The organism is Erwinia sp. E602, assembly GCF_018141005.1.
Classification (GTDB): domain Bacteria; phylum Pseudomonadota; class Gammaproteobacteria; order Enterobacterales; family Enterobacteriaceae; genus Erwinia.
Genome location: NZ_CP046582.1, coordinates 2,117,783 through 2,140,821, shown reverse-complemented (window position 1 = coordinate 2,140,821; position 23,039 = coordinate 2,117,783). Strand labels below are relative to the sequence as shown.

Here is a 23,039-nt window from a genome sequence, read left to right as displayed (position 1 = left end):
TCAATCCCTCAAGGATGCTTGGAATCGCTCTTTCAGTGCCTCTACGCATTTTGCAACGGTAGCGGCAATCTCCTCTTCTTCGAGTGTCCGGCTGGTATCTTGCAAAATCAGGCTGATAGCGAGGCTCTTAAAACCATCATTTACGCCCTTACCACGGTACACGTCAAACAAGTTTACGCCAACTACCTGATTTACGCCAACTTTCTTACACTCCGCGATGATATCTGCTGCAGGGACGTTTTCAGCCACCACCACAGCGATATCACGACGGTTGGCCGGGAAGCGGGAAATCGCGCTGGCGTCAGGCAGGACGCGGTTTGCGACCTTATTCCACTCCAGTTCGAACACCACCGTACGGCCGTTAAGATCCAGTTTACGCTCAACTTCCGGGTGCACCACGCCGATAAATCCAACCCGCTCATCGCGTAAATAAATCGCCGCGCTCTGCCCCGGATGCAGCGCAGAATGACTTTCGGCCACGAAGCGGATCGCGTCCAGTTCACCGGTTAACTCCAGCAGCGACTCCAGATCGCCCTTCAGATCGTAGAAGTCGACCGTCTCGCGTGCCTGAGCCCAGTGCTCCTCAATACGGCTGCCGGCGATGACCCCGGCCAGCATAACATCCTGACGGATGCCAAGATTTGCCTGGGTATCAGGCACAAAGCGCAGGCCGCTCTCAAACAGACGCACGCGCGCCTGCTGGCGGTTCTGGTTATAGACCACCGCGCCCAGCAGGCCGCTCCACAGCGACAGACGCATCGCCGACATCTCAACGGAGATCGGGCTTGGCAACACCAGGTTCTCTTCGCCCGGGTGCAGCAGCGCCTGAATTTTCGGGTCGACGAAGCTGTAGGTGATCGCTTCCTGATAGCCTTTGTCCACCAGCAGCGACTTCACGCGCTTCAGCGACAGCGTCGCTTCACGGTGACGGGTCATCACCAGACCCGCCTGCACCGGCACGTCAGGGATGTTGTTGTAGCCGTAAATACGGGCAACCTCTTCCACGAGGTCCTCTTCGATCTCCATATCGAAGCGCCAGCCCGGTGCCGTGGCCTGCCACTCACCGTTGCCGCCGGTGACGACACACCCGAGGCGGGTCAGAATATCGCTGACCTCTTCATCGGCAATCACGTGGCCGATCAGACGATCCAGCTTTTCACGACGCAGGGTAATAGAGGCACGCTGTGGCAGCTGAGCGGTATCGGTCACGTCGATCACCGGGCCAGCTTCACCGCCGCAGATGTCCAGCAGCAGGCGGGTGGCACGTTCCATCGCCTGATGCTGCAGGGTCGGATCGACGCCGCGCTCGTAGCGGTGGGAAGCATCGGTATGCAGGCCGTGACGGCGCGCGCGGCCAACGATCGACAGCGGGCTGAAGAAGGCGCACTCCAGCAGTACGTTCTTAGTTTCAGCGTTCACACCGGAGTGTTCACCGCCGAAAATGCCGCCCATCGCCAGCGCTTTCTGCTCATCTGCGATCACCAGCGTGTCGGCGTTGAGCTTCGCTTCGCTGCCGTCCAGCAGAGTCAGCGTCTCGCCCTCTTCCGCCAGGCGCACCACGATGCCGCCGCTGATGCGGTCCAGATCGAAGGCGTGCATCGGCTGCCCCAGTTCCAGCAGCACATAGTTGGTGACGTCCACCACCGGATCGATCGAGCGCACGCCGCAACGACGCAGCTTCTCTTTCATCCACAGCGGCGTTGCCGCGGTGACGTTAACGCCTTTAACTACCCGGCCCAGGTAACGCGGACAGGCCTGGGTGGCTTCAACGCGGATCGGGAAGGTATCGGTAATGGTGGCCGCTACCGGCGCGATGTCCGGGGCGGTCAGCGGCAGACGGTTAACTACCGCCACGTCACGCGCCACGCCGAGAATGCTCAGGCAGTCGGCACGGTTAGGCGTGACGCTAATCTCGATGGTGCTGTCGTCCAGCCTGAGATAGCCGCGAATGTCGCTGCCGATCGGTGCATCCTGCGGCAGTTCGATGATGCCGTTGTGATCGTCGGAAATACCCAGCTCGGAGAACGAGCAGAGCATGCCTTCAGAAGGTTCACCGCGCAGTTTCGCCGCCTTGATTTTGAAATCGCCCGGCAGTACCGCGCCGACGGTGGCCACCGCCACCTTCAGACCCTGGCGGCAGTTGGCCGCGCCACAGACGATATCCAGCAGGCGCTCGCCGCCGACGTTGATTTTGGTCACGCGCAGTTTATCGGCGTTCGGGTGCTGGCCGCACTCAACCACTTCACCCACCACCACGCCGTGGAAGGCACCGGCAACCGCATCCACACCATCCACTTCCAGGCCGGCCATGGTGACCTGGTCGGAAAGCTGTTCGCTGCTAACGGCCGGGTTGACCCATTCACGTAACCAGAGTTCGCTGAATTTCATTGGTTTACCGGTCCTTATTTAAACTGTTTGAGGAAACGAAGATCGTTTTCGAAGAAAGCGCGCAGATCGGTGACGCCATAGCGCAGCATGGTCAGACGCTCCATGCCCATGCCGAAGGCGAAGCCGGAGTAAACCTCCGGATCGATGCCGACGTTGCGCAGCACGCTCGGATGCACCATGCCGCAGCCCAGCACTTCCAGCCACTTACCGTTTTTACCCATCACGTCCACTTCTGCGGAGGGTTCGGTGAACGGGAAGTAGGACGGACGGAAACGAACCTGCAGGTCAGCCTCAAAGAAGTTGTTCAGGAAATCGTGCAGCGTGCCTTTCAGATTGGTAAAGCTGATATTTTTATCAACGATCAGCCCTTCCATCTGATGGAACATCGGGGTGTGGGTCTGATCGTAATCGTTACGGTAGACGCGGCCCGGCGCGATAATGCGGATCGGCGGCTCACCCTCTTTCATGGTACGGATCTGCACGCCGGAGGTCTGCGTGCGCAGCAGACGGGTGGCGTCGAACCAGAAGGTATCGTGATCGGCGCGTGCCGGGTGGTGGCTCGGAATATTCAGCGCATCGAAGTTGTGATAGTCATCTTCAATTTCCGGGCCGGTTTCGACGGAAAAGCCCAGTTCGCCAAAGAAGGTCTCAATACGGTCAATGGTGCGGGTAACCGGATGCAGGCCGCCATTTTCGATGCGGCGGCCCGGCAGTGAAACATCAATGGTCTCCTGTGCCAGGCGAGCGTTCATTTCGGCAGATTCCAGGGCGTCCTTCTGCAGGGCCAGCGCGTCCTGCACCTGTTGCTTGGCGTCATTGATCACCGCGCCTGCCGCCGGGCGTTCGTCGGCCGGCAGTTCACGTAAGGTGGTCATCTGCAGCGTGAGATGCCCTTTTTTCCCCAGAAATTCGACGCGAACGTTTTCTAACGCGGCGACATCCTGGGAACCGTTGATGGCGGCTTTCGCCTGTGCCACCAGGTCTGCGAGATGTGACATGCTTTCCTCTTCTTCCAGCCAGGGTGGCCGGTCTGTTTTTGGTCAGGACGGGAGATCCCGTTCGTCCGGTAATCGGGTGTAAAAACGAAAAAAGCCTCCACATGGGAGGCTTTCAGCGCGAATTTTCGTTTCTTTTCTCTGCGCAAAAGCCCCCGACATTCAGGTGCTAAAGTAAAAAAAGAAACGGAAGTTCGCATTTATCATGGTGATACCCGGTGGCACAATCAACCGCTCTATTGAAAGGTTATATGGAATAAAAGTCAATCATTTGCTGCGGTTAGGAGCAATAAAAAAGGGGGGCAAGCCCCCCTTTCTTCCCTTCATCTTCCGTCAGCCTGCTTGCGCTTCGCGACGAAATATTTCAGGGCGTCTGACTTACGCCAGAGCTGATTTCGCTTTTTCTACCAGAGCAGCAAATACCGCTTTGTCGAATACTGCGATGTCAGCCAGAATCTTACGGTCGATCTCAATAGAAGCCTTTTTCAGGCCATTGATGAAGCGGCTGTAAGAGATACCGTTAGTGCGGGCTGCGGCGTTGATACGCGCGATCCACAGCTGACGGAACTGACGCTTACGCTGACGACGGTCACGGTAAGCATACTGACCAGCTTTGATAACAGCCTGGAAAGCAACGCGGTATACACGTGAACGTGCACCGTAGTAGCCTTTAGCTTGTTTTAAGATTTTTTTGTGACGTGCGCGAGCAACTACACCACGTTTTACACGAGCCATTACGCTCTCCTGTTAATATTCTGAATGAATTAAAAAATTACTTATGCGTACGGCAGGCAGGCGATAACCAGACCCAGATCGCCTTTAGACACCATGCCTTTCGGACGCAGGTGACGTTTACGCTTAGTAGATTTTTTAGTCAGAATATGACGCAGGTTAGCGTGTTTACGCTTGAAGCCGCCAGAAGCGGTCTTCTTGAAGCGCTTGGCCGCGCCACGTACAGTTTTAATCTTTGGCATTTAAAAAATATCCACTTCGCATTGTTAATAAAATGAATCAGACAGGCGAATCACGCCGCGCGCCTTTCAGCACGCGGCACGACTACTTGAGGGCCTACTGTTTCTTCTTGGGAGCGAGCACCATAATCATCTGACGGCCTTCGATCTTCGTAGGGAAGGACTCGACAATCGCCAGATCAATATCTTCACACAGGTCTTTACGGACGCGGTTAAGCACTTCCATACCGATCTGCTGGTGCGCCATCTCACGACCGCGGAAACGCAGCGTGATTTTGGCTTTATCGCCATCTTCCAGAAAGCGAATCAGGTTGCGTAGTTTGACCTGATAGTCGCCATCATCGGTTCCAGGACGGAATTTGATTTCCTTAACCTGGATAACTTTTTGCTTCTTCTTCTGTTCCTTAGAAGATTTGCTTTTTTCGTAAAGGAACTTGCCGTAGTCCATGATACGACATACGGGCGGCTCGGCGTTAGGGCTGATCTCGACCAGATCAACACCTGCTTCTTCAGCTTTTTCTAAAGCTTCATTCAGACTGACAATACCAATCTGTTCGCCATCGACGCCTGTCAGACGAACCTCAGTGGCGCGAATTTCTCTGTTAATGCGATTAGGACGCGCCGGTTGAACTCGTTTTCCGCCTTTAATACTTTATTCCTCCAATTGATGAAGATTGCGACTGCGAATTTCATTCTGCAGCTTCGCGATCACTTCGTTAACGTCCATGCTGCCCAGGTCTTTACCGCGGCGGGTGCGAACGGCCACTTTGCCAGCTTCCACCTCTTTATCGCCACAGACCAGCATATAAGGCACACGACGCAACGTATGTTCACGGATTTTAAAGCCAATCTTCTCGTTTCTCAAGTCTGCTTTTACGCGAATGCCCGCATTTTGCAGTTTTCGTGTCAGTTCTGCAACATATTCAGACTGACTATCGGTAATATTCATTACCACTACCTGTACAGGAGCCAGCCAGGTCGGGAAGAAACCGGCAAATTCTTCGGTTAAAATCCCGATGAAGCGCTCCATTGACCCCAGAATCGCACGGTGAATCATCACCGGCACCTGACGGTCATTATTTTCGCCAATGTATGACGCGCTCAGGCGGCCCGGCAGCGAGAAGTCCAGCTGAACGGTACCACACTGCCATGCGCGGTCGAGGCAGTCATACAGGGTAAATTCAATTTTCGGACCGTAGAACGCGCCCTCACCCGGCTGATAGTCAAACGGAATACCGTTCTCTTTCAGCGCAGCGGCCAGGTCAGCCTCGGAGCGATCCCACAGTTCATCAGCGCCGATGCGCTTTTCCGGACGCGTGGAGAGTTTCACCACGATCTTTTCAAAGCCAAAGGTGCTGTAGACGTCGTAAACCATCTTGATGCAGCTGTTTACTTCGTCGCGCACCTGCTCTTCGGTACAGAAGATATGCGCGTCGTCCTGAGTGAAGCCACGCACGCGCATCAGACCGTGCAGGGCACCCGAGGGTTCGTTACGGTGGCAGCTGCCGAACTCTGCCATACGCAGCGGCAGGTCGCGGTACGATTTCAGGCCCTGGTTGAAGATCTGCACGTGACCCGGGCAGTTCATCGGCTTGATGCAGTACTCGCGGTTTTCAGACGAGGTGGTGAACATCGCCTCTTTGTAGTTTTCCCAGTGGCCGGTTTTTTCCCACAGCACGCGATCCATCATAAACGGACCCTTCACTTCCTGGTACTCGTACTCTTTCAACTTGGTACGGACAAACACTTCCAGCTCGCGGAAGATGGTCCAGCCGTCATTATGCCAGAAAACCATGCCCGGCGCTTCTTCCTGCATGTGGTACAGGTCAAGCTGCTTACCGATTTTACGGTGGTCGCGTTTCGCGGCCTCTTCCAGGCGCTGCAGATAGGCTGCCAGCTGCTTCTTATCGCCCCACGCGGTACCGTAGATACGCTGCAACATTTTATTGTTGCTGTCGCCACGCCAGTAAGCGCCAGAAATCTTCTGCAGCTTGAAGTGGTGGCAGAAACGCATATTTGGCACGTGCGGGCCGCGGCACATGTCCACGTACTCTTCATGATGATACAGGCCCGGACGATCGTCACGGCTGATGTTCTCATCCAGAATAGTGATTTTGTACTCTTCACCGCGTGCGGCAAAGGCGTCACGCGCTTCCTGCCAGCTCACTTTCTTCTTGATGACGTCGTAGTTGGTCTCGGCCAGCTGGTGCATACGCTTTTCCAGCTGCTCAATATCTTCCTGCGTCAGGGTGCGATCGATATCCACATCGTAGTAGAAACCGTTGTCGATCACCGGGCCGATAGCCATTTTGGTATCGGGCCACAGCTGCTTGATCGCGTGCCCTAACAGGTGGGCACAGGAGTGACGGATGATTTCCAGGCCGGCATCATCTTTTGCGGTGATGATGGCAACATGGGCATCTTCGGTAATCGGGTCAACCGCATCCACCAGCTCGCCGTTAACGCGGCCGGCAATACAGGCTTTCGCCAGACCTGGCCCGATATCCTGGGCAATCTCCATCACGCTTACGGCGTGATCAAACGAACGCTGGCTTCCATCAGGAAGAGTAATAACTGGCATGTAACATCCTTAATTGCAGTGGTAACCCTTACGCGAGGCTACTTACATAATCGAGTTTTATCGGGTTTTCAAAAACTTAGCACCTTCATCTAACCCACGTTTGTTAGTTTGGTACACAGTTTGGTACACAGATTCAAAAGTGTCTCTTTAGACTGAAAACTTTCGAAGGAAGGTATCCTACACCCCATAGCGCAGAATTGCACGGCCACTGACTGTCAACGAAAACAATGGGGTGGGCATTATATCGTCGGCCCGCCACGCTCCATCACATCCAGCACGATCCACGTCACGCAACCCAGCATCACCACATCCTCCAGCGCCTGCCCTTCGATCGCCTCACCCTCTTCCGTTATCAGCGACTGCCCCATCAGCTTTCCTATGTGCCCTTCTCCGAACAGCTCAAACGCCACAGTATCGCCCTGCCTGATTTTCACAGACCGATCGATAACCAGGATACGCCCCGGCTCCTGAATGATGGTGGTGGCCGCCGGGTGCGCGATCATTATGTCGTCAAGGTTGAGCCGGGTTTCGATGTAGTCATTAGCTGGCGATGGAAAGCCCATATCAGTACCCCGCGTTCGGGCTGAACAGGGAGAAGATGCGCCTGTCCCCTTCTTCGGTCGAGATGTCCGTGAAGCTGGTCTGATAGAACTCTATCCAGCGGTTGGCCTCGCGCAGGGTGAAGTGGTGGTTAACTTTGGCGAGTTCGGCCTGAAAGTCCACGGTGCTAACCGTTCGGCGGCCGTGCTCGTGCTTGATAGCTGCTCTGAATGCGAGTGGGATTTCGTAACGACGGGGCATGATACCCTCCGGAAAATACTGGATATAAACACAGTATATTTCGGAATGGAGATCGATCAAGTTGGAAATTCAGGGCAAAGGTTAAGTGGGTGTTTGGCGGAGGAATTTAGCCAATGGCCCGCGCTGGCCTGGCTACTGCCGTTACCGCTGACTGATACGGGTCATGCTTTCGGCGCTGAGCGCGCCTTTGTAGTGTATAGCAGCAGCCCCGCTACCACATCCTCAAAGTTTTTAAGCCTCGGGGTGCGACTGGCAACCTTGTAATCCTGGAAATCACTGTGTTATATCATTGTCCGCTACACGTATGTAGCGGAATTTGAATGATACGCAACGTGCTCTTTGCATCAGCAGCGGACATTAACAATATCAGTTCGCATTATTTAATTAGTAAAAACCACAATGAATTTTTGAAACAAATCAAGATAATGATATTTTATTGTAATGCCGTTTTGGTTATGAAATTCGACTTAAGGAGAAAAATAATGTTCAATGAGTTATCTGGGTGTTTTCATGCTGTAGGGAATGGCACTTTTTTTACTTCGAAAATTCGAGGAAAAGAAGGTAGTGAATTCAAATGGGGTTATGACTGTGGCTCTACCAGTGAAAAAATTATAAATGGTATAATTGACTCCTCTTATATTGAGTTCACAGATGGTGATAGCATAGACATGATGGTCATTTCTCATTTTGACGATGACCATGTTAATGGATTGATAGCTCTATTAAGAAAGCATACAATAAAAAGATTGGTGCTCCCCTATAGTGATTGGACACAGTCTATTAGGGAAATATCTATCGATGGATCCCATGGAGTATCACCTTCTACCGCACTTTTTCAGTTAAATCCAGCACTCTGGTTATTTAATAACGACCTTTCAAATCGCGTGGAAACAATAATCTTAGTACAAGGCAATGGTGGCCCAGAGAACCCTGAGGAGCAGACAACTCCTAGAAAATTTCCAGCGGATCATAATGAGCCTTTGATATTAACAGATAATTCAGATGAATCAAACGTTCCTGAACAAGAAAAACACATAAATGATGCCAAAGATAATGTTTTTTTTGATTTAGGAAGACCAGTCAATAGTGGTGGAATTAAAATATTAAAAATCAATCACATGCAACCCATTGATGCACTGGGCGGTATATTTGAGTTCATATTTTATAATGCCGAAAAGACATTTAAAAAACTAAATCTTGTGTACGAGAAAGATGAGGAAATTTATGCCATCAAGTCTCGCGTTAAACTTTCTGATGCAAAGGAAGACATTCAGAAAACAATCGAGAATATAAACCTACATCGCTGCATCAATTCAAGCATTGATGTAAAATGGCGGGAAAAGTTAAAGAATTGCTATCAGAAACATTTCGGAAGAACTAATAAAGCCAACAACAATATATCTTTATGTATGTATGCCTCACCTAAAATCCCCCCACATGGTAAATGTTTTATTTTTGATTTTCCCCATAATGGCTACAATATTCATTCTTCTGGTTTGATATTTACAGGGGATATTAATCTCACACTCCCTGTTCTAGATGATTTTGAGTCGCATCTAGGCAGTGAGCGATGGATGAATTGTGGATTGTTTCAGATCCCTCATCATGGTTCGGCTAATTGCTGGGAAAAAGGTCATACTAAAAAAATCAAGCCTGCTTATTTTGTCCAATGTGCGAGTCCTACATTGAAACATCCCAGTCAGTTTGTTTTAGATGATTTGAATGGTGAAAAAGCCATTGTTTATAATGCATCCCGACAAAACCCAATCCACTTTTCATATTTATTTTAAGAAAGCAAGCAAAATTATCATAAATTTTTCGACCAATAAGGCTTTTAGGTAATATTATATTGTAATCTCATCCGTTCCTAACTCTACGCTGGGTCCGCTTTTAGCTCACAGTAGAACAAGAGGAGTGGTCACTGAGTGCTGGTAATGCTTGCGTCGCCACGTTTTATCCCCCCCTGAGTATGCAACAGTGGGATCTTAGTGGGGGGTATAAATCGAATGGGAAATGCGAGGATGCCGGTAAGGGGATGATTAGGTATAAAATTTAGTTCTGCGGCGATTCCTCCGGGATGGGGTATGTCGTCGACTCCTGCAGGGCTTCCAGAGTTTTAACACGCGCATTAAGCTCCTTGAATGCCTCGACATACAACGCTGCCAACGCGCTGTAATCAACTCCCTTCATTGCCTCCAGTGTGCTGCCATCGCTGGCAATACCTTCTCCCAGCGTGGTCACCGCCTCCGGCAGCACCTGCTCAACGTCCTGGGCGATAACCCCGGCACCGCGTACCGTGGTTTCCTTCGTCACGCGCAGGCTGTAGGTGTAACCGGTAAGCATGGCCAGCTTATCCAGCGCACCCGTGACCTGCTGCTTTTCCGACTTGCTGCGGGTATCCGATGTCTGGGCCAGTGAGGCGCACTGGAACACGCCGGCCTTGTTCATGACGAACTGGTAGCCCATCGCATTACTGGTTTCATCATCAACGCGCAAAAATGCCTGACCGTTGCGGTTGCTGTAGAGGACAGCCCGCGAAATACCCCCCGGTCCGCGCATCCAGAAATGCGCGTTCTGACCGTCCGAAGCGGCCTGCGAGAACATCACGCCGGCAGAAGAGATAACGTCAGAGGCGACTGTCAGGGGTCCCGACAGCCTGCCGCCGGTAACCGGCAGCGCCCCCAGGTTCAGGCACGCTCCTGCAGCGTCTTTTGCACCGTGTCCGCCCTGCTTAATGCTGAGCGGCGTGGTCAGGCCGGACAGCGAGGTGATATCGCCGTTACCCCCGGCGCTGGCCCGCCCACCGAGCGACGCCTTGAAGTAGTCGATGGCCTCCGCAACCTGCGCGGCCAGCCCGTCGGCCGACAGCGCATCGGTGGTCAGAATGGTGTAGGTCGTGCCCGCCGGAATATTTGCTGCTGGCCCGGCGGTCACCGTCAGCTGCGTCGCGCTGTTAACGGTGGCAATCTGAAAAATCTGCACCGGATTTGTGCCGGCAATCAGCGTGTGGCCGGGACGAATCCCGGCGGTCGAGTCGGTGAAACTGGTCCCGGCACCGGACACCGTTCTGCCGGTGCCGATGCTTACGGTGCCCGTTTTATAAATAGGCAAAATATCCTCCCGTTAATTAAGTGTGGAACTGATTTGACGTAGGGGAAGCAAATATCTGCACCACCCACCGGGTGCGCTCTCCCTGCCCCTGATTCAACGACCCGGCATACAGGGCTAACGTTTCTGCCCCGGTGCCCACGTCGACGCTGAAAGTAAACGTATCAACCGTGGTTTTGTCAGCGGTCTGAGTCGAAGCTATGCCGATCTCCTGGCCTGCTATAACAACCCTCGACCCGATCTGCAGATTATTGCGGGTGCGGATAACGGTTCCACTGAGCGTCATAGGCACGTCCCCTTTTCCTGCCGTGCCGTCCCAGTAGATCACGCTGGACTGGCCCGTATTCTGATGGTAGAAGCTGAACGTTTTTGCCTGCATAAGCGGGCCGTTAATACGGCTGGCGTTCAGCGTGCCCAGGATGGTGCAGCTTTCATTTATCCGTACATTGTTAAGTTCTCCCTCGCTGGCATACATTTTTCCCCTGACCGTGACGTTGTTAAATTCAGCCTTCCCGTCCTTGTTGACGTTCCAGCCGCTGTTACCCGGCGCGTAGTCGCGGGACTGAATGTAATCCCCGATTTTCGCGTTGGTTATCGACGCATCGCCAATGAACGCGCTGTTCATATACACCTGCCCGTTCTCAACCACGAACGGCGACACGGCGTTTTTCGACGTGTCCGACGGCAGCAGCGCCAGGCGATCAGCCGTCATCAGGATCTGCGACTGCAGCGCCCCGGTTTCGTTGCTGATGCCCACGCCAATCCCGGCGACAACGTAGCGCCCGTCGCTGGTCACGTTCATCTTCACCTGCCAGCTGGCGTCGATCTTACCGTTCGCGGCCACCACGGCTTTAGACAGCGTGCTGACGCTGGCGTCGGTCTGCGCAATGCTCGACGCCTGCTTCAGCACCGCCTCGGCGTTGTTGCGGTTGGATGCCTTAACCTCTTCAATGCGCGTGGCCGTGGAGCTGTCCAGCGTGCTGACCGCCGTCTGCAGCGTGTCGATCGTGGCCTTCTGGCTGTTCACGTTGCCGGTCAGGCTGGTAATGCTCTGCCCCTGCGCCATCAGCCCGCTTTCCGTCTGAGTGACGCGGCTGCTGATGCCCTGAATGGCCGTGGCGTTGGCGGCGTTCTTCGCCATCGCGCCGGCACCGCCCCCCAGCCCTTCAATCAGGCCGTTGAGGAACGTCACCGGTGTTTCAACAAAGGCTGACGCATCGCCGCCGGTCGGTGATACCAGCTCGATGGCGGTTCCCGGTGCCATGCCCTTGCGGCCAATCAGCACGTAGGCCGAGCGGTAAACCAGCCCGCTGACCAGATCCGCGGTGCCGCCCAGTGACTCTATCGCTGCGGCCACCGTATAGGCGTAGGTGCGCGGCTCGTCTGCCGTGAAGAGGATCACCTGGGTTCCGTTGGCCAGCGCCGCGATGGCATCACTCAGCGCTTTGCCGGTTGCGGCGGAGCCAAAAACGTCATACCGGGCAAAACTTGCGATCGATGCAGACCCATCCGCCTCCGTCTTAAACACCGCCAGGCTGAAGCTGCGACCGCCGACCGCCACCGCCGTACCGTCCAGCCGGTAGATGCCGGATGCCCCGGACGACCCGTTACCCCGCGAGATAACCCGCAGCTGGGTTTCCCGCGACAGCGCCGCGTTGATTTCGGTGATGCTGCTCCCCTGCGCCGTCAGCGTGGTGCCCTGTTTGGAGACGGAGTTTTCGAGGCTCTGCAGCGCGGCTGATGTTGCCTTGGTGGCCACCTCCTTATTGGTTGCGGTCAGGTCGTTACGCAGCTGCGTTACCGCGCTGTTGGCCGCCGACACGTCCTGCTCGGTCCTCGTCACGCGCCCGGTCAGGAGCTGCGTGGCGCTGGCATTGGCATCGGCGGTCTGCTGCGCCACGTACGCGTCGGTTATCTCGGTCAGGGTGACGTTATCCAGATAAACGCTGTACCCCGGCGTGCCGGCTCCGTTGGTGCCGCGCGGCGAGACCCAGAAGCGGGCGCGGGCGGCACCGGAAAGGCCCACCACGCCGTTGAATTTGACCCACTTATCCCGGCCTCCCAGCGCGGACTCCGTGATGTCAAAACCGACCTTCCAGATGTGAGCGCCCGCCTGGGTCCAGCCGTGCAGGCCGACGGCCATCGACCAGCCCGCTGCCGGAGCCTGATCTGCCGGCATCAGCGCCCAGAGTTCCAGGCGATAGTAGGCGATATCTTTAACGGCAATATCCGGGCCGATATCCTTATCGCTGTTCCCGCTGGTGCCGGCAGGGCGCGTTATGCGCAGGGATTTCGCGCCGGCATACGCCGTGCCGCTGACCACCACCGCATCGGCGGTCAGCGCCTGGTTGTCCGCGTAGGACTCCAGCGATCCGTCAAACCACGGGTTGCTGCCCAGACGCCCGGCCTGGGCGATGCTGTTGCTCAGCGACGTCATACTGGTGCTCTGGCTGCTGAGCACGCCCTCCGCGCTGGAAACGCGCGTGCTAAGCCCGGAGATAGCCGTGGCGTTTGCCGTAAGCTGGGTCTGCACGTCTTCGGGAGCCGGTGACCAGTCGCTAACCTTGCTGCCGGCCTCAAGCATCGGCATCGAGAGTGACGCGCTGACCGAGCCGCTGGCCGGGTTGGTCAGGCGCATAAACACCAGTTTTTTCACCGTGGTGGTCGCGCTCTGCGTCCAGGTTATCCAGTACCGCTCCCACTTATCAGACAGCGTGACCGGCACGCCGCCGTCGCTGTTGGTGTTCTGCACCCCCTGGCTGCTCAGCGCTCTGGTCGTGGTGTTCGGGCTGTAGAAGAAGCACGACACTACCGTGCCCTTCACGCTCGATTTCGCCCAGAAGCTGGCCGTATACACGCCTTCCAGCGCCGGGTTTAACGTCGTCGGCGCGAACAGGTCGTTGTAAACCCCGCTTTGCCCCGCGTTACGGGTCAGGGTGATCACCGCGTTGCCTTTAAACACCTCTGCGGCGATGCCCGCCGCGCCCTTAAACGTGCCCGTATCCGCCAGCAGGTTGGTGCCGCCAAGCTGCAGCGTCGCGTCGTACTGGCTGACCTGGCCGGCTGCCGCCGCATCTGCCTGCGTTTTGGTGTAGTAGTTGTTGAGCGCCGCCGCGTCCGCTTTCTGGCCCAGCGTCGTTCCCTGCTGCTGAACGGTATTTTTCAGCGAGGTGATCGCATCACCCTGGCTGGTTGCCACCCCTTCCGCATTCGATACGCGGGTGGTTAACGCTGAGGTGGCCGCCGCCGTGGCGTCGAGCTTCTGGCTATCGGTGACGTCGGCAAGGTAGACGCTGTCAATCTGCAGCCAGCCCGCCGTTAACACCCCCTGAACGCCCAGCGTTGCGTCGATATCCGCAGCCGTGCCGTTCAGCCACTCCGCCGAAGCGGTCGTCCAGTCCGTTTTGCTGACGTCAAAAAACGGGCTGGTCAGCACCACGTTGGTGGCAACGTTGCCGAGACGAAGCTTGTTGTTGGCCTGTGCCCCAATTTTAGAACCGCTGGCGAAGCGGTAGCTGCAGGAGAGCCGGTAGCGCCGCCCCGTTTTCAGCAGCACCCGCTGCTCCAGGTTAACGATCGGACCAGGCAACACCCGCAGGCAGGCCGGGCTGGCTGCCGCAGCCCCGCCGGAGGTATCAACCTGGTAATTCACCGCGCTTTCCGTGAACGACCAGCCGATCACCCCGCCGTCAAAGCCGCCGTTTGCCATCATGTTTTCCGGCTCCCGATCGGCAACGGTCAGCGCGGCGGTCAGGTCCGTAATGCTGGCCCCCTGCGCGGCCAGTGAGGTTCCCTGCTGGCTGACGGTGTTCGACAGGCTCTGCAGCGCCGCCGCGTCGGCTTTTTTGGAGACGTTGTTGCTGATTGTGGCCAGATCGTTTTTCAGCGTGGTCAGCTGGGTGCCCTGGCTTGAAATCGCGTCGGCGCTCTGATCCACCTTCGTGGTCAGGGCCGTCATTGCCGTCGCGGTTGCGTCCGCCGTTTCCTGCGCGGCATAGGCGTCGGTGATGTCAACGATCGTCACGTTATCCAGATGCACAAAGTAACCCGGCGACCCGTCGCCGTTCTGCCCGCGCGGCGAGACCCAGAAGCGGGCGCGGGCGGCGTCTGACAGCCCCACCACGCCGCTGAACTTCACCCACTTATCCCGCCCGCCGAGCGATGCCTCGGTGATGCTCACCCCGACCCGCCAGCTGTGAGCGCCGGCGGCGTTCCAGCTGTGAACCCCCACGGCAAGCGACCAGCCCGCCGCCGGCTTCTGATCCGCCGGCATCATGGCCCACAGCTCAAGGCGGTAGTATCCGCGCTCCTTCACGGCGATATCCGGGCCGATGTCCTTATCGCTGTTACCACCGGTGCCCGCAGGGCGCAGCACGCGCAGCGACTTAGATCCGCTGTAAGACGTACCGCTGACCACCACTGCATCCGTGGTCAGCGCCTGGTTGTCGGCGTAGGACTCCAGCGATCCGTCAAACCACAGGTTGGTACCCATGCGGTTCTGCTGCGCCAGCGTGTTGGTCAGGCTGACCATGCTGCCGCTCTGGCTGGTCAGGGCGTTTTCAGCCGACTCCACCCGTGAGGTCAGCCGGCTGACCGCATCGGAGCTGGCCTTGCCGCCCAGATCGTTTTTAAGCCCGGTCAGCGCCTCGCTCTGGCTGGCGGTAGTGGCCTCCGTTTTCGTGACGCGGGTGTCCAGCGACTGGATCGCGCCGGCGTTGGCCGCGCTGCTCAGCATGGCACCGGTGCCTCCACCAACGCCCTCGATCAGGCCGTTAACGAGGGTAAACGGCACGTTCAGCAGCGCCGTGGCGTCGCCGCCCGCCTGCGTGACGCGCTCAATCGCCGTGCCTGCCGCTGCCCCTTTAGAGCCAAGCAGGACATACGCGCCGCGATAGGGCACGCTCTTCAGCAGCGCCATCGTGCCGCCCAGCTGGTCGATGGCGTTATACACCGGCGTGCTGTTGGTGCGCGGCTCATCGTGGGTATACAACAGCACCTGAGTACCGTAGGCCAGCGCCGCAATGTCTGACGCCAGGGTAACGCCGGTTGCGGCAGTACCGAAAACGTCATAGGTGGCCGACGTGGCGATCGCGCTGCTGCCGTCCGCGTTGGTTTTGAACGTCACCAGGTTATAACTGCGGCCTCCGCTGAACAGAGACTGCCCGTCGGCGGTAAACACGCCCACCGTGCCGCCCGCTCCGTTACCCCGCGCCAGCACGCGCAGTTTCGTTTCACGGGCCAGAGACGCGGTGATCTGCGTGATGCTGCCGCCCTGGCTGCTTAACTGGCCCTCGGCGGACGTCACCCGGGTGGTGAGCGACTGGACGGCATCGGCGCTGGCCTTACCGGCGATGTCGCTCTTCATGCCGGTGATGGCCGCGCTGTTGGCGTTGGTTTTGTCGCTGACCGCCGTCAGCTGGGTATTTACCTGCGACAGGGAACCGTTGACGCTGGCCTCCAGCGCCTGCCGGGCGGTAACTTCCGCCTGATCGGCGGTGACGCGTGCCTGGCGTTCGCTGTAGATCAGGCCACTGCTGACCTGCGCCGCATCGTTGCCGGTGTACGCACCGCGCATCTGCACGGCCAGCGTATTGCGGTTGGCCGCCTCCGCCGCATCGGCATTAACGCGGGCGGTGGCTTCATCCTGCAGCGCGGCCATACCGGCACCCGGCGTTGGCCGGCCAACGGCGATCCAGTCGAAAAGGATGTAGTTGCTGTCATCCTGCTTGTCGGTCAGATCCAGGCGGAACTTGTCGATAGTGCCGGTCCCGTTCCACAAAATATCGTGAACGGTCAGCGTTGCCACGCCGCCGGCGTCGTAGACCGGTTCCGCCACGGTGAACAGCTGCGTGTTGTTAAAGCTCTGCCCGGCGGCCACCCAGCGGATCTGCCCGCTCCACGGCGGCGAACCGACCTTTTTCACGCGCAGCTTGATAAAGCGGTACGCGCCGGCGTTCACGGCGATGCCAGCCGGTGAAACGACGTAAGGATCGGTGGCGTGGTTGGCCGGGCGCAGCCAGCCGTCGGCGGTCACGGTTGGCGTACCCTGCCCGGTCCAGCCCTCAATACTGCTGGTGTCAAAATGCCAGATTTTCAGGCTATCGAACTGCTCACCGGTGCCGGCGGCAACCTGCGAAATCTGCTGCGCCAGCGACTCGTTGCCGTTCTGGATCAGCGTCTTCATCTGGCTGATATCCGCGGTGCGGGCGTTCTTCTCGCTCAGCAGCGCGTCGGCGCGCGCGGATGCTTCCTGCTGTACCGCAGCGCTGCGCGCCTGTACCTCGGCAGCATCGGCGTTGATGCGTGCCAGCGTTTCAGCAGCCACTTTCTGATCCGCCTGCTGCTTCGCGGCTTCGACCAGCTGGGCGGCCTGCGCTTTCGCATCGCTGACCTGCTGAGTGGCCTGGGTTTTCGCGTCATTTACCTGCTGGGTGGCCTGCGTTTTGGCCGCATTCACCGCAGCGGTCATTTCATCCCGCGTGGCCTTACCGCCGATATCGCTGACCAGCTCCTGCGCCAGCTGGGTTTTACCGATCTGGCCGGTCAGGTAGCTCAGCACCTCTTCCGCGTCTGCCGACGACTGGCCCATCACCCAGCCGGTAAAGCCGGATTCGTTGCCGCTTTTATCCACCAGCTGCGCGCGGTACCAGAAGCTAATCCCCGCCTTCAGGCCGAGCTGCTGGTAGGTGCTCTGCGGATACGGCACGTCGGCCAGCAGCAGCGCGTCAGAGCCGTCGTCTCTGGTGCTGTACTGGATTTCAGTTTTCAACACGTCGCCGGTGCCCGCCGGGAATCCCCAGTCCAGGTGAACGCCAAACACCAGACCGCCGGCCATCAGGCCTACCGGCTGCGGCGGATTGCCCTCCTTGCCGGTCAGCGTGACCTCGTCAGACATTCCCCAGCCGCTGGAGATCTCCGCGGCGTTGATGGCACGCACGCGCACCTGATAGCGCCCGGCGTAAATCCCCTGCACTTCAAACGAGGTTGTAGCGTTGCGCGGGACGGTGACCCAGTTACCCTCATTACGGCGCCACTGTGCCTCGTAAGAGATGGCCCCGGCCGTCTCCGGCCAGGTCACGCGCATCGTCTGCACGCTGATCCCCTGATTAACCACCGAGTACGTAGCAATCTGAATATCCGCCGGGGCCGCCTGGCTGCCGGCCGGTACCACGCTGATCGGGCGCTCATCGATAACCGCGCCGGCATCGATGCGCACGTATTTGTCCGGATCGTGGTACGCCGCCGAAATGGTAAAGGTGTTGTCGTTGTTGTCCTGCACGCTGACCACGCGGTACTGCTGCGCCAGCAGCTGGTCTGACTCCACCACCCACACGCTTTCCGCCTGCGGCGTCTCGGTGTAAGCGGTGGTGACGGTCACCACCTTGCCGGATACCGCCTGAATGGTGCGGCTCTGCGACGCGCCGCCGGGCAGGTTCAGCACCAGCCGATCGCCCGCAACGGCATCGGCAGCACGATCGAGGGTAATAGCACGCCCGTTGACGGCGCTGATGCGACCGCCGGTCACCTTGCCGGACAGCATCTCGTCGGCCACGGCGATGATATAGCCCGGCTGCGGGATAGAGCCGTCCAGACCGACGGAGAAGGTGACCACCCGATCTTTATTGTTTGTCAGGATGCCCCAGCGGCCCTTACGGTTGGCCTCCGACTGGCGGGTGCAGCCGATCGCCGTCACCTCCAGCTGGTTGTAGCCGTAGCGTGCCACCAGTTCCTGCTCAAACACCGGCTCCATCGCGTTGGCGTAGCCGTTGGCCGGATCGGTCCAGGAGACCAGCGCGGTGGTGTAGCGGGTTTTGGTGGTGCTGCTCGAGTAAGTGAACAACCCGTCAATCACGTTCGCCCGGGTGAAGCTGTAATCGACGTCGCGCGGCATATCCGCCAGCGTGACGATCTGGTTGCCGCCCCAGTAGGTCATGCCCCGGAAGATGGCCGCGAAGTCGCGCAGCACGGTGTAAGCGTCGTTGCGATCCTGCACGTAGACGTCGCACTTATAACGCGGTTCGGTGCCACTGCCGCCCTTGCCGTCCGGCACCGGCTGGTCGCAGTACTGCGCCACGCGGTACAGCTCCCACTTATCGATATTGGCCGCCGTGAGGCGCTGGCCCAGCCCGAAACGGTCGCTGATGACGATGTCGTAGAACACCCAGGCGGGGTTATCGGTCCACGCCCACTTAAAGGTACCCGCCCAGGTGCCGGTGTAGCTGCGCGACGCCGGGTCGTAGTTGTCCGGCACGCGTATCACCCGCCCCTTCGGTTCGCAGGCAATCTGCGGGATAGAGCCGTTAAACTGGCTGGAATCGAACTCGATATACAGCAGCGCGGTATGCGGGTAGCGCAGCTTGGCGTCGATCACCTCGGTGTAGCTCTGCAGCGACATCGCGTCGCCGATTTTGGCGCTGTTGGCGTCGGTGGTCACCTTACGCAGGCGCACCGTCCAGATGTTGCCGTCCTGCGGCAGGTCGATGCGGTGGCTGCGTTCGTAGCCGGAGGTGGTTTTGCCGGTAACCGCGGTGTCGACAACCGTTTTAAACGCGCCGCCGTTGGTCTGCAGCTCGATGGTATATTTGATCGAGTAGCCCACCAGGTCGCCGTCATCTTCCTGCTTAAACAGTGAAGGCCACTTCAGGCGCAGGCGGATCGCCGACAGCTGCGGATTGGTGAAGGTGTGCGACCATGCGGCGTCACTTTTGAGGGTGGTGCCGACGCTGACCTCGTTCTCGGTGCCCGGCATCCCCTGAATATAGGTCTGCGCCTGGGTGCCCGGGCGGAACTCCCACGCCACGCCGCTAAAGTTGCTGGTGCCGTCGCTGTTTTTCAGCGGTGTGCCGTCGAGGAAAATGGTCTGGTCGGTCAGCCCGCCAGCAAACTCGCCCTCACCCAGCGCGATCAGTAATTTTGCTTTAGCGATCGACTGCAGGTCGTCCGGCTGTTCAACCGGCGTGCGTGCGGAGCCGCCGCCGCCCTTGCGGCCTTCTATTGTGGTCTTCTTTGCCATATTGCGCCCATAAAAAAAGGCCGCACAATGGCGACCTTAAAGGTGATGAGGGATTAAGTTACTGTTGATCTTCGACGTAGATACCGGCTGAGATAATCGCGCCACCAATACGGGGCTTGCCGTAGCACAGTGCGACCGGATAGCCCTGCGCCGCGGTGTTGGTGACGCCGCCGAAGGCATAAGAGGCTTTATTGTCGGCGTCCTGGCTCATGGCGAGGCCTTTGGCTTGGGGGGAGAGCATCTGGATGACGCCGCCGATCGCCATTGAAGCAGCGACACCGTAACCGCCTGCCACCACTGAGGCTGACATCCAGCCGGCTGGGTTCCACCACATAACCGCAGCGATTACAGCGGCTGCGATAATCTGGAAAATACCGGCCTGCTTGCTGCCAATGATGATGGGTGCGATCCGGATGTCCTCAACACCATTGTCCATTGTGAGTTCGTTAACACTGATATTCGTTTTCCCACGAAATACGGCGTATGCAAGTCCCTTGCGCCTGCTTTTATTAATAAAAGCCTCAAAGCCGGGGATAACCACTGATAATGCCCGCAACGCTTCTTTCGGCGTTGAGACAGCCAGACGATGGACGCGGCCAAAGGTGGCCCCCAACACGCCATAGAGGCGTACTGTTCTAAGTTTATTGTTCATGATTCACCTAAAGAAAAACCACCCGAAGGTGGTCATGATGAAAGAGTTATTGAAGAATGTTTAGGTTCGACCCCGGAATTTTTTCTCATATTCGATAGCAAAATCCTCACGAATCGAAGCAGGCATCCTCCCTGTTAAATCTTCTATCTGAACCTTATACTTCTCTTTAAGATCCATATTCTGCAAAAGTGGATTGCTTTTCTTTAATTTCAAAAAAAGAACATCTACTGCGGCGTCTATAAATTTATAGCCATGGTCAACCTCGACGTAAAAATCATCAGGCGACATTGAAAGCGGGCTGAAATTTTCATCATCGTTATTTGATTTTTGTGGTGCTATATCAGCTCCGCAGTGCTTACATCTAATCGCTTCGGGCTTTATGCTTTCAGCGCAAAATGGGCATTTCACATCTCTACCAGAACTAATACTGCTGCGCTTTGTGAGAAGAACAGTTAGAAGCCCGCACAAAGTGATGAATGCGCCGAGAATAATGTGATTCTGCTTTGATGCCATCAATCCAATATTGTTGACTCTGCCACCGTACCCGGTAGCGACACTGACATCCATATTAAGGGCGATAAGCAGCCATAAAATCCCCAAGGCCAACACCACCCAACCAAAACTTTTCATATCCCTGTCCCTATCAGTAAACGTTCAGATGAATCCTAACGAGGAGCGGCGGCAAAGGGAAGCAAGAATAGCTACTATCCGCACTTCGCTGCAGACCTTCTCAACGCAACAAATCTGTCGCATAGTGTTCACCCAAAACAAGTAACGCAGGAAGCGACACTTATGGCAAATTTCAAGCCGTACATTAGCGAAAACTACCACAACACAGCTAGTATGGCATGCGCGTCTTGGTTCTCGGCGAGTCGTACTGCGGCGACATTGGTGATGAGTCTGAGGACTACACCAACATAGTAGTAAGGAACCATGCCTATATCCCCGGTCTGTCCTTCTTCAGTCTCGTAACAAAACTGCTGAGGCTCTACCAGGATAACCCGTCCGATGCCGAACGCTATGAAGCCTGGCAACAGGTTGCATTATACAACTTTTTACAGGAACTCGTCGGCGAGCAAGGCAGGGTTCGTCCCACCGCTCAGATGTGGAATGATGCAATCCTAATGTTCCTAGAGGTCGCTCACGAGTTAAAACCTGACGTCATAGTGGTACTGGGTTATGAGCCTTGGCATAAAGCACATCAACTACCAGCTAATCAACCGGTTGAATGGCGTTCCCTTAGGCATCCGGCGGGCGGGATGCTCTACGAAGAGTCTTTTGCGGAATTTGCTAAGTCATTGGCGGCAGCTAAGGAAAAGGAAACTGTCTAACATTTTAAAATATAATTATCTTGTGTTAGATAAATAAGAAAAACCCGCCGATCAGCGGGTTAAATTTTTAATGCTGGCGCGTTATGAACCACTTCATAGATGACATTCCCCAAAACCCCACACATAGCATTATAACTTGTTGTAACGGTGAAATTGCTTAGTGAGTTAGAGTTATTTTCATTCATATAGATTTCCTTATTATCCAGACGTTCTGCTTTTTTTGATTTGTAATGATTCGATATCAATTTGTAGGCTGCGAATCCAGCCAGAGCAAGAAGTGTTGGGTCTAAGGAAAACATCATCAACGGCATCGAAACCGAAGACGCGCATAATTCTTTTGCCTTACACAAAACGTGATAAGTACGAACCGTGAGTATAACCAAAAAATCTGCAGGCGTCGAGGCTTTTTTCTCTCCCATGCTAACTGCAAAATTTATCTACTTTGGGAAAATTTAGTTCCGGCTCACCCGCCGCGTAAATGAAGTCATCAGCATTGGGAAGGTTTGTACCGAACCATCTTCACGGTTCTGTCCCGCCAGTAGCCCCCATAAGGTACCCGCTGGCTCAGCATGCCGTACATATGGTGCAACAGCATATTGTCGACAAGCAGCACACCTGCGTGGTTGGCGACTGGTGCCTGAACCTGCATGATCACCACATCGCCTGCCTGCGGGTCATCGCTGAACTCACGAAAACCGCACTCATACCAGTTATCCAGATAACGGTTCTCTTCGCCGCTTACCCACCACGGATAATCCACCCGGTAGTCGGGCAGCTCGATCCCCAGTTCCTGCCGGTAGTAGCTCATCACCAGCCCCCAGCAGTCGGTATGCCCCAGCACAAACGGGCGACCCAGCAGCGGCAGCTCGCCGCGCGGCTGGATGGTGCGCAGATCGCCCTCCGGCCAGCTGACAATATTCCAGGGCAGCGCAGTGGCATCGCACTGCGCCTTATCCAGTTCGCTGGGCTGGGTGGTGGCATCCGGGTGGCTGTGCACGATGGCGGTGACCGTTCCCCAGTCCTCCGCTGCGGCGTAATCCGCTGGGCAGAGGTGGAAATGCTCCAGTGGGTTATCGGCCAGGTTACGGCAGGGGAAATAGCGCTCCACCCTGCTTTTCTGTGCGATCACGCCACAGCACTCTGCCGGGTAACACTGGCGGGCGTGTTCAAACACAGCCTGCTGAGTTTTTTCACGCATG

The 23,039-nt window shown here is 56.6% G+C and carries 16 protein-coding genes and 1 other annotated feature; of the genes, 2 read left to right on the top strand and 14 right to left on the bottom strand.

What is annotated here, in order from left to right; translation table 11 throughout:
• The 8 genes from pheT to GKQ23_RS11085 all read right to left on the bottom strand — a co-directional run bounded on the left by pheT (window position 1) and on the right by GKQ23_RS11085 (window position 7,736).
• Window positions 1-2,388, bottom strand: a complete 2,388-nt coding sequence (gene pheT / locus GKQ23_RS11120; protein ID WP_212411098.1) for a phenylalanine--tRNA ligase subunit beta — start codon at window positions 2,386-2,388, stop codon at window positions 1-3.
• Between the two features lie 14 nt (window positions 2,389-2,402).
• Window positions 2,403-3,386, bottom strand: coding sequence for a phenylalanine--tRNA ligase subunit alpha (gene pheS, locus GKQ23_RS11115; RefSeq protein WP_056234583.1), 984 nt, complete (start codon window positions 3,384-3,386; stop codon window positions 2,403-2,405).
• Window positions 3,387-3,470: 84 nt separating this feature from the next.
• Window positions 3,471-3,591, bottom strand: a sequence feature (Phe leader region).
• 170 nt (window positions 3,592-3,761) lie between these two features.
• Window positions 3,762-4,118 carry a 50S ribosomal protein L20 gene (gene rplT / locus GKQ23_RS11110; RefSeq protein ID WP_004157375.1) on the bottom strand — a complete coding sequence of 119 codons (357 nt, stop codon included), beginning with the start codon at window positions 4,116-4,118 and terminating at the stop codon, window positions 3,762-3,764.
• Window positions 4,119-4,159: 41 nt separating this feature from the next.
• Window positions 4,160-4,357 (bottom strand): 50S ribosomal protein L35, encoded by a 198-nt coding sequence (rpmI, locus tag GKQ23_RS11105; RefSeq protein WP_004157374.1) that lies wholly within the window; start codon window positions 4,355-4,357, stop codon window positions 4,160-4,162.
• 94 nt (window positions 4,358-4,451) lie between these two features.
• A complete protein-coding gene (infC, locus tag GKQ23_RS11100) occupies window positions 4,452-5,003 on the bottom strand; it encodes a translation initiation factor IF-3 (protein ID WP_072166329.1) in 552 nt (183 codons plus the stop codon).
• A gap of 3 nt (window positions 5,004-5,006) precedes the next feature.
• Complete coding sequence (gene thrS / locus GKQ23_RS11095) at window positions 5,007-6,935, bottom strand: threonine--tRNA ligase (protein ID WP_056234576.1); 1,929 nt, start codon at window positions 6,933-6,935, stop codon at window positions 5,007-5,009.
• Between the two features lie 239 nt (window positions 6,936-7,174).
• On the bottom strand, window positions 7,175-7,498 hold the full coding sequence (locus tag GKQ23_RS11090) for a hypothetical protein (protein ID WP_212411096.1): 324 nt from the start codon (window positions 7,496-7,498) through the stop codon (window positions 7,175-7,177).
• A 1-nt stretch (window position 7,499) separates the two neighbouring features.
• Window positions 7,500-7,736, bottom strand: coding sequence for a DNA polymerase V (locus GKQ23_RS11085; protein ID WP_212411093.1), 237 nt, complete (start codon window positions 7,734-7,736; stop codon window positions 7,500-7,502).
• Between the two features lie 482 nt (window positions 7,737-8,218).
• Between GKQ23_RS11085 and GKQ23_RS11080 the strand changes: the two genes are divergently transcribed.
• Complete coding sequence (locus GKQ23_RS11080) at window positions 8,219-9,526, top strand: hypothetical protein (protein WP_212411091.1); 1,308 nt, start codon at window positions 8,219-8,221, stop codon at window positions 9,524-9,526.
• A gap of 262 nt (window positions 9,527-9,788) precedes the next feature.
• On the opposite strand, the gene GKQ23_RS11075 is transcribed toward GKQ23_RS11080, so the two are convergent.
• From GKQ23_RS11075 to GKQ23_RS11060, 4 genes are read right to left on the bottom strand one after another with little or no spacing between them, the layout of a single operon-like run.
• Complete coding sequence (locus GKQ23_RS11075) at window positions 9,789-10,847, bottom strand: tail fiber domain-containing protein (RefSeq protein WP_212411083.1); 1,059 nt, start codon at window positions 10,845-10,847, stop codon at window positions 9,789-9,791.
• Between the two features lie 16 nt (window positions 10,848-10,863).
• Window positions 10,864-19,857 carry a DUF1983 domain-containing protein gene (locus tag GKQ23_RS11070; RefSeq protein ID WP_212411081.1) on the bottom strand — a complete coding sequence of 2,998 codons (8,994 nt, stop codon included), beginning with the start codon at window positions 19,855-19,857 and terminating at the stop codon, window positions 10,864-10,866.
• Between the two features lie 58 nt (window positions 19,858-19,915).
• A complete protein-coding gene (locus tag GKQ23_RS11065; protein WP_212411079.1) occupies window positions 19,916-20,509 on the bottom strand; it encodes a tail assembly protein in 594 nt (197 codons plus the stop codon).
• 60 nt (window positions 20,510-20,569) lie between these two features.
• The gene (locus GKQ23_RS11060; RefSeq protein ID WP_212411077.1) at window positions 20,570-21,139 is read right to left on the bottom strand and encodes a zinc ribbon domain-containing protein; all 570 of its coding nucleotides are present in this window, start codon (window positions 21,137-21,139) and stop codon (window positions 20,570-20,572) included.
• A gap of 218 nt (window positions 21,140-21,357) precedes the next feature.
• On the opposite strand from GKQ23_RS11060, the gene GKQ23_RS11055 reads away from it, so the two are divergent.
• Window positions 21,358-21,840 (top strand): hypothetical protein, encoded by a 483-nt coding sequence (locus GKQ23_RS11055; RefSeq protein ID WP_249168509.1) that lies wholly within the window; start codon window positions 21,358-21,360, stop codon window positions 21,838-21,840.
• A gap of 59 nt (window positions 21,841-21,899) precedes the next feature.
• Here the strand turns inward: GKQ23_RS11055 and GKQ23_RS11050 are convergent, their stop codons facing one another.
• Together GKQ23_RS11050 and GKQ23_RS11045 are read right to left on the bottom strand one after the other, a co-directional pair.
• On the bottom strand, window positions 21,900-22,259 hold the full coding sequence (locus GKQ23_RS11050; protein WP_212411075.1) for a hypothetical protein: 360 nt from the start codon (window positions 22,257-22,259) through the stop codon (window positions 21,900-21,902).
• A 68-nt stretch (window positions 22,260-22,327) separates the two neighbouring features.
• A complete protein-coding gene (locus GKQ23_RS11045; RefSeq protein ID WP_212411073.1) occupies window positions 22,328-23,038 on the bottom strand; it encodes a C40 family peptidase in 711 nt (236 codons plus the stop codon).
• Window position 23,039: the final 1 nt, after the last annotated feature.

Excerpts from the sequence above, each read along its gene's own strand:
- rpmI (WP_004157374.1), bottom strand. The coding sequence starts at position 4,357 with ATGCCAAAGATTAAAACTGTACGTGGCGCGGCCAAGCGCTTCAAGAAG.
- GKQ23_RS11090 (WP_212411096.1), bottom strand. The coding sequence starts at position 7,498 with ATGGGCTTTCCATCGCCAGCTAATGACTACATCGAAACCCGGCTCAAC.
- GKQ23_RS11080 (WP_212411091.1), top strand. The coding sequence starts at position 8,219 with ATGTTCAATGAGTTATCTGGGTGTTTTCATGCTGTAGGGAATGGCACT.
- GKQ23_RS11085 (WP_212411093.1), bottom strand. The coding sequence starts at position 7,736 with ATGCCCCGTCGTTACGAAATCCCACTCGCATTCAGAGCAGCTATCAAG.
- thrS (WP_056234576.1), bottom strand. The coding sequence starts at position 6,935 with ATGCCAGTTATTACTCTTCCTGATGGAAGCCAGCGTTCGTTTGATCAC.
- pheS (WP_056234583.1), bottom strand. The coding sequence starts at position 3,386 with ATGTCACATCTCGCAGACCTGGTGGCACAGGCGAAAGCCGCCATCAAC.
- GKQ23_RS11050 (WP_212411075.1), bottom strand. The coding sequence starts at position 22,259 with ATGGGAGAGAAAAAAGCCTCGACGCCTGCAGATTTTTTGGTTATACTC.
- GKQ23_RS11065 (WP_212411079.1), bottom strand. The coding sequence starts at position 20,509 with ATGAACAATAAACTTAGAACAGTACGCCTCTATGGCGTGTTGGGGGCC.
- GKQ23_RS11055 (WP_249168509.1), top strand. The coding sequence starts at position 21,358 with ATGCGCGTCTTGGTTCTCGGCGAGTCGTACTGCGGCGACATTGGTGAT.
- GKQ23_RS11060 (WP_212411077.1), bottom strand. The coding sequence starts at position 21,139 with ATGAAAAGTTTTGGTTGGGTGGTGTTGGCCTTGGGGATTTTATGGCTG.
- GKQ23_RS11045 (WP_212411073.1), bottom strand. The coding sequence starts at position 23,038 with ATGCGTGAAAAAACTCAGCAGGCTGTGTTTGAACACGCCCGCCAGTGT.
- rplT (WP_004157375.1), bottom strand. The coding sequence starts at position 4,118 with ATGGCTCGTGTAAAACGTGGTGTAGTTGCTCGCGCACGTCACAAAAAA.
- pheT (WP_212411098.1), bottom strand. The coding sequence starts at position 2,388 with ATGAAATTCAGCGAACTCTGGTTACGTGAATGGGTCAACCCGGCCGTT.
- GKQ23_RS11070 (WP_212411081.1), bottom strand. The coding sequence starts at position 19,857 with ATGGCAAAGAAGACCACAATAGAAGGCCGCAAGGGCGGCGGCGGCTCC.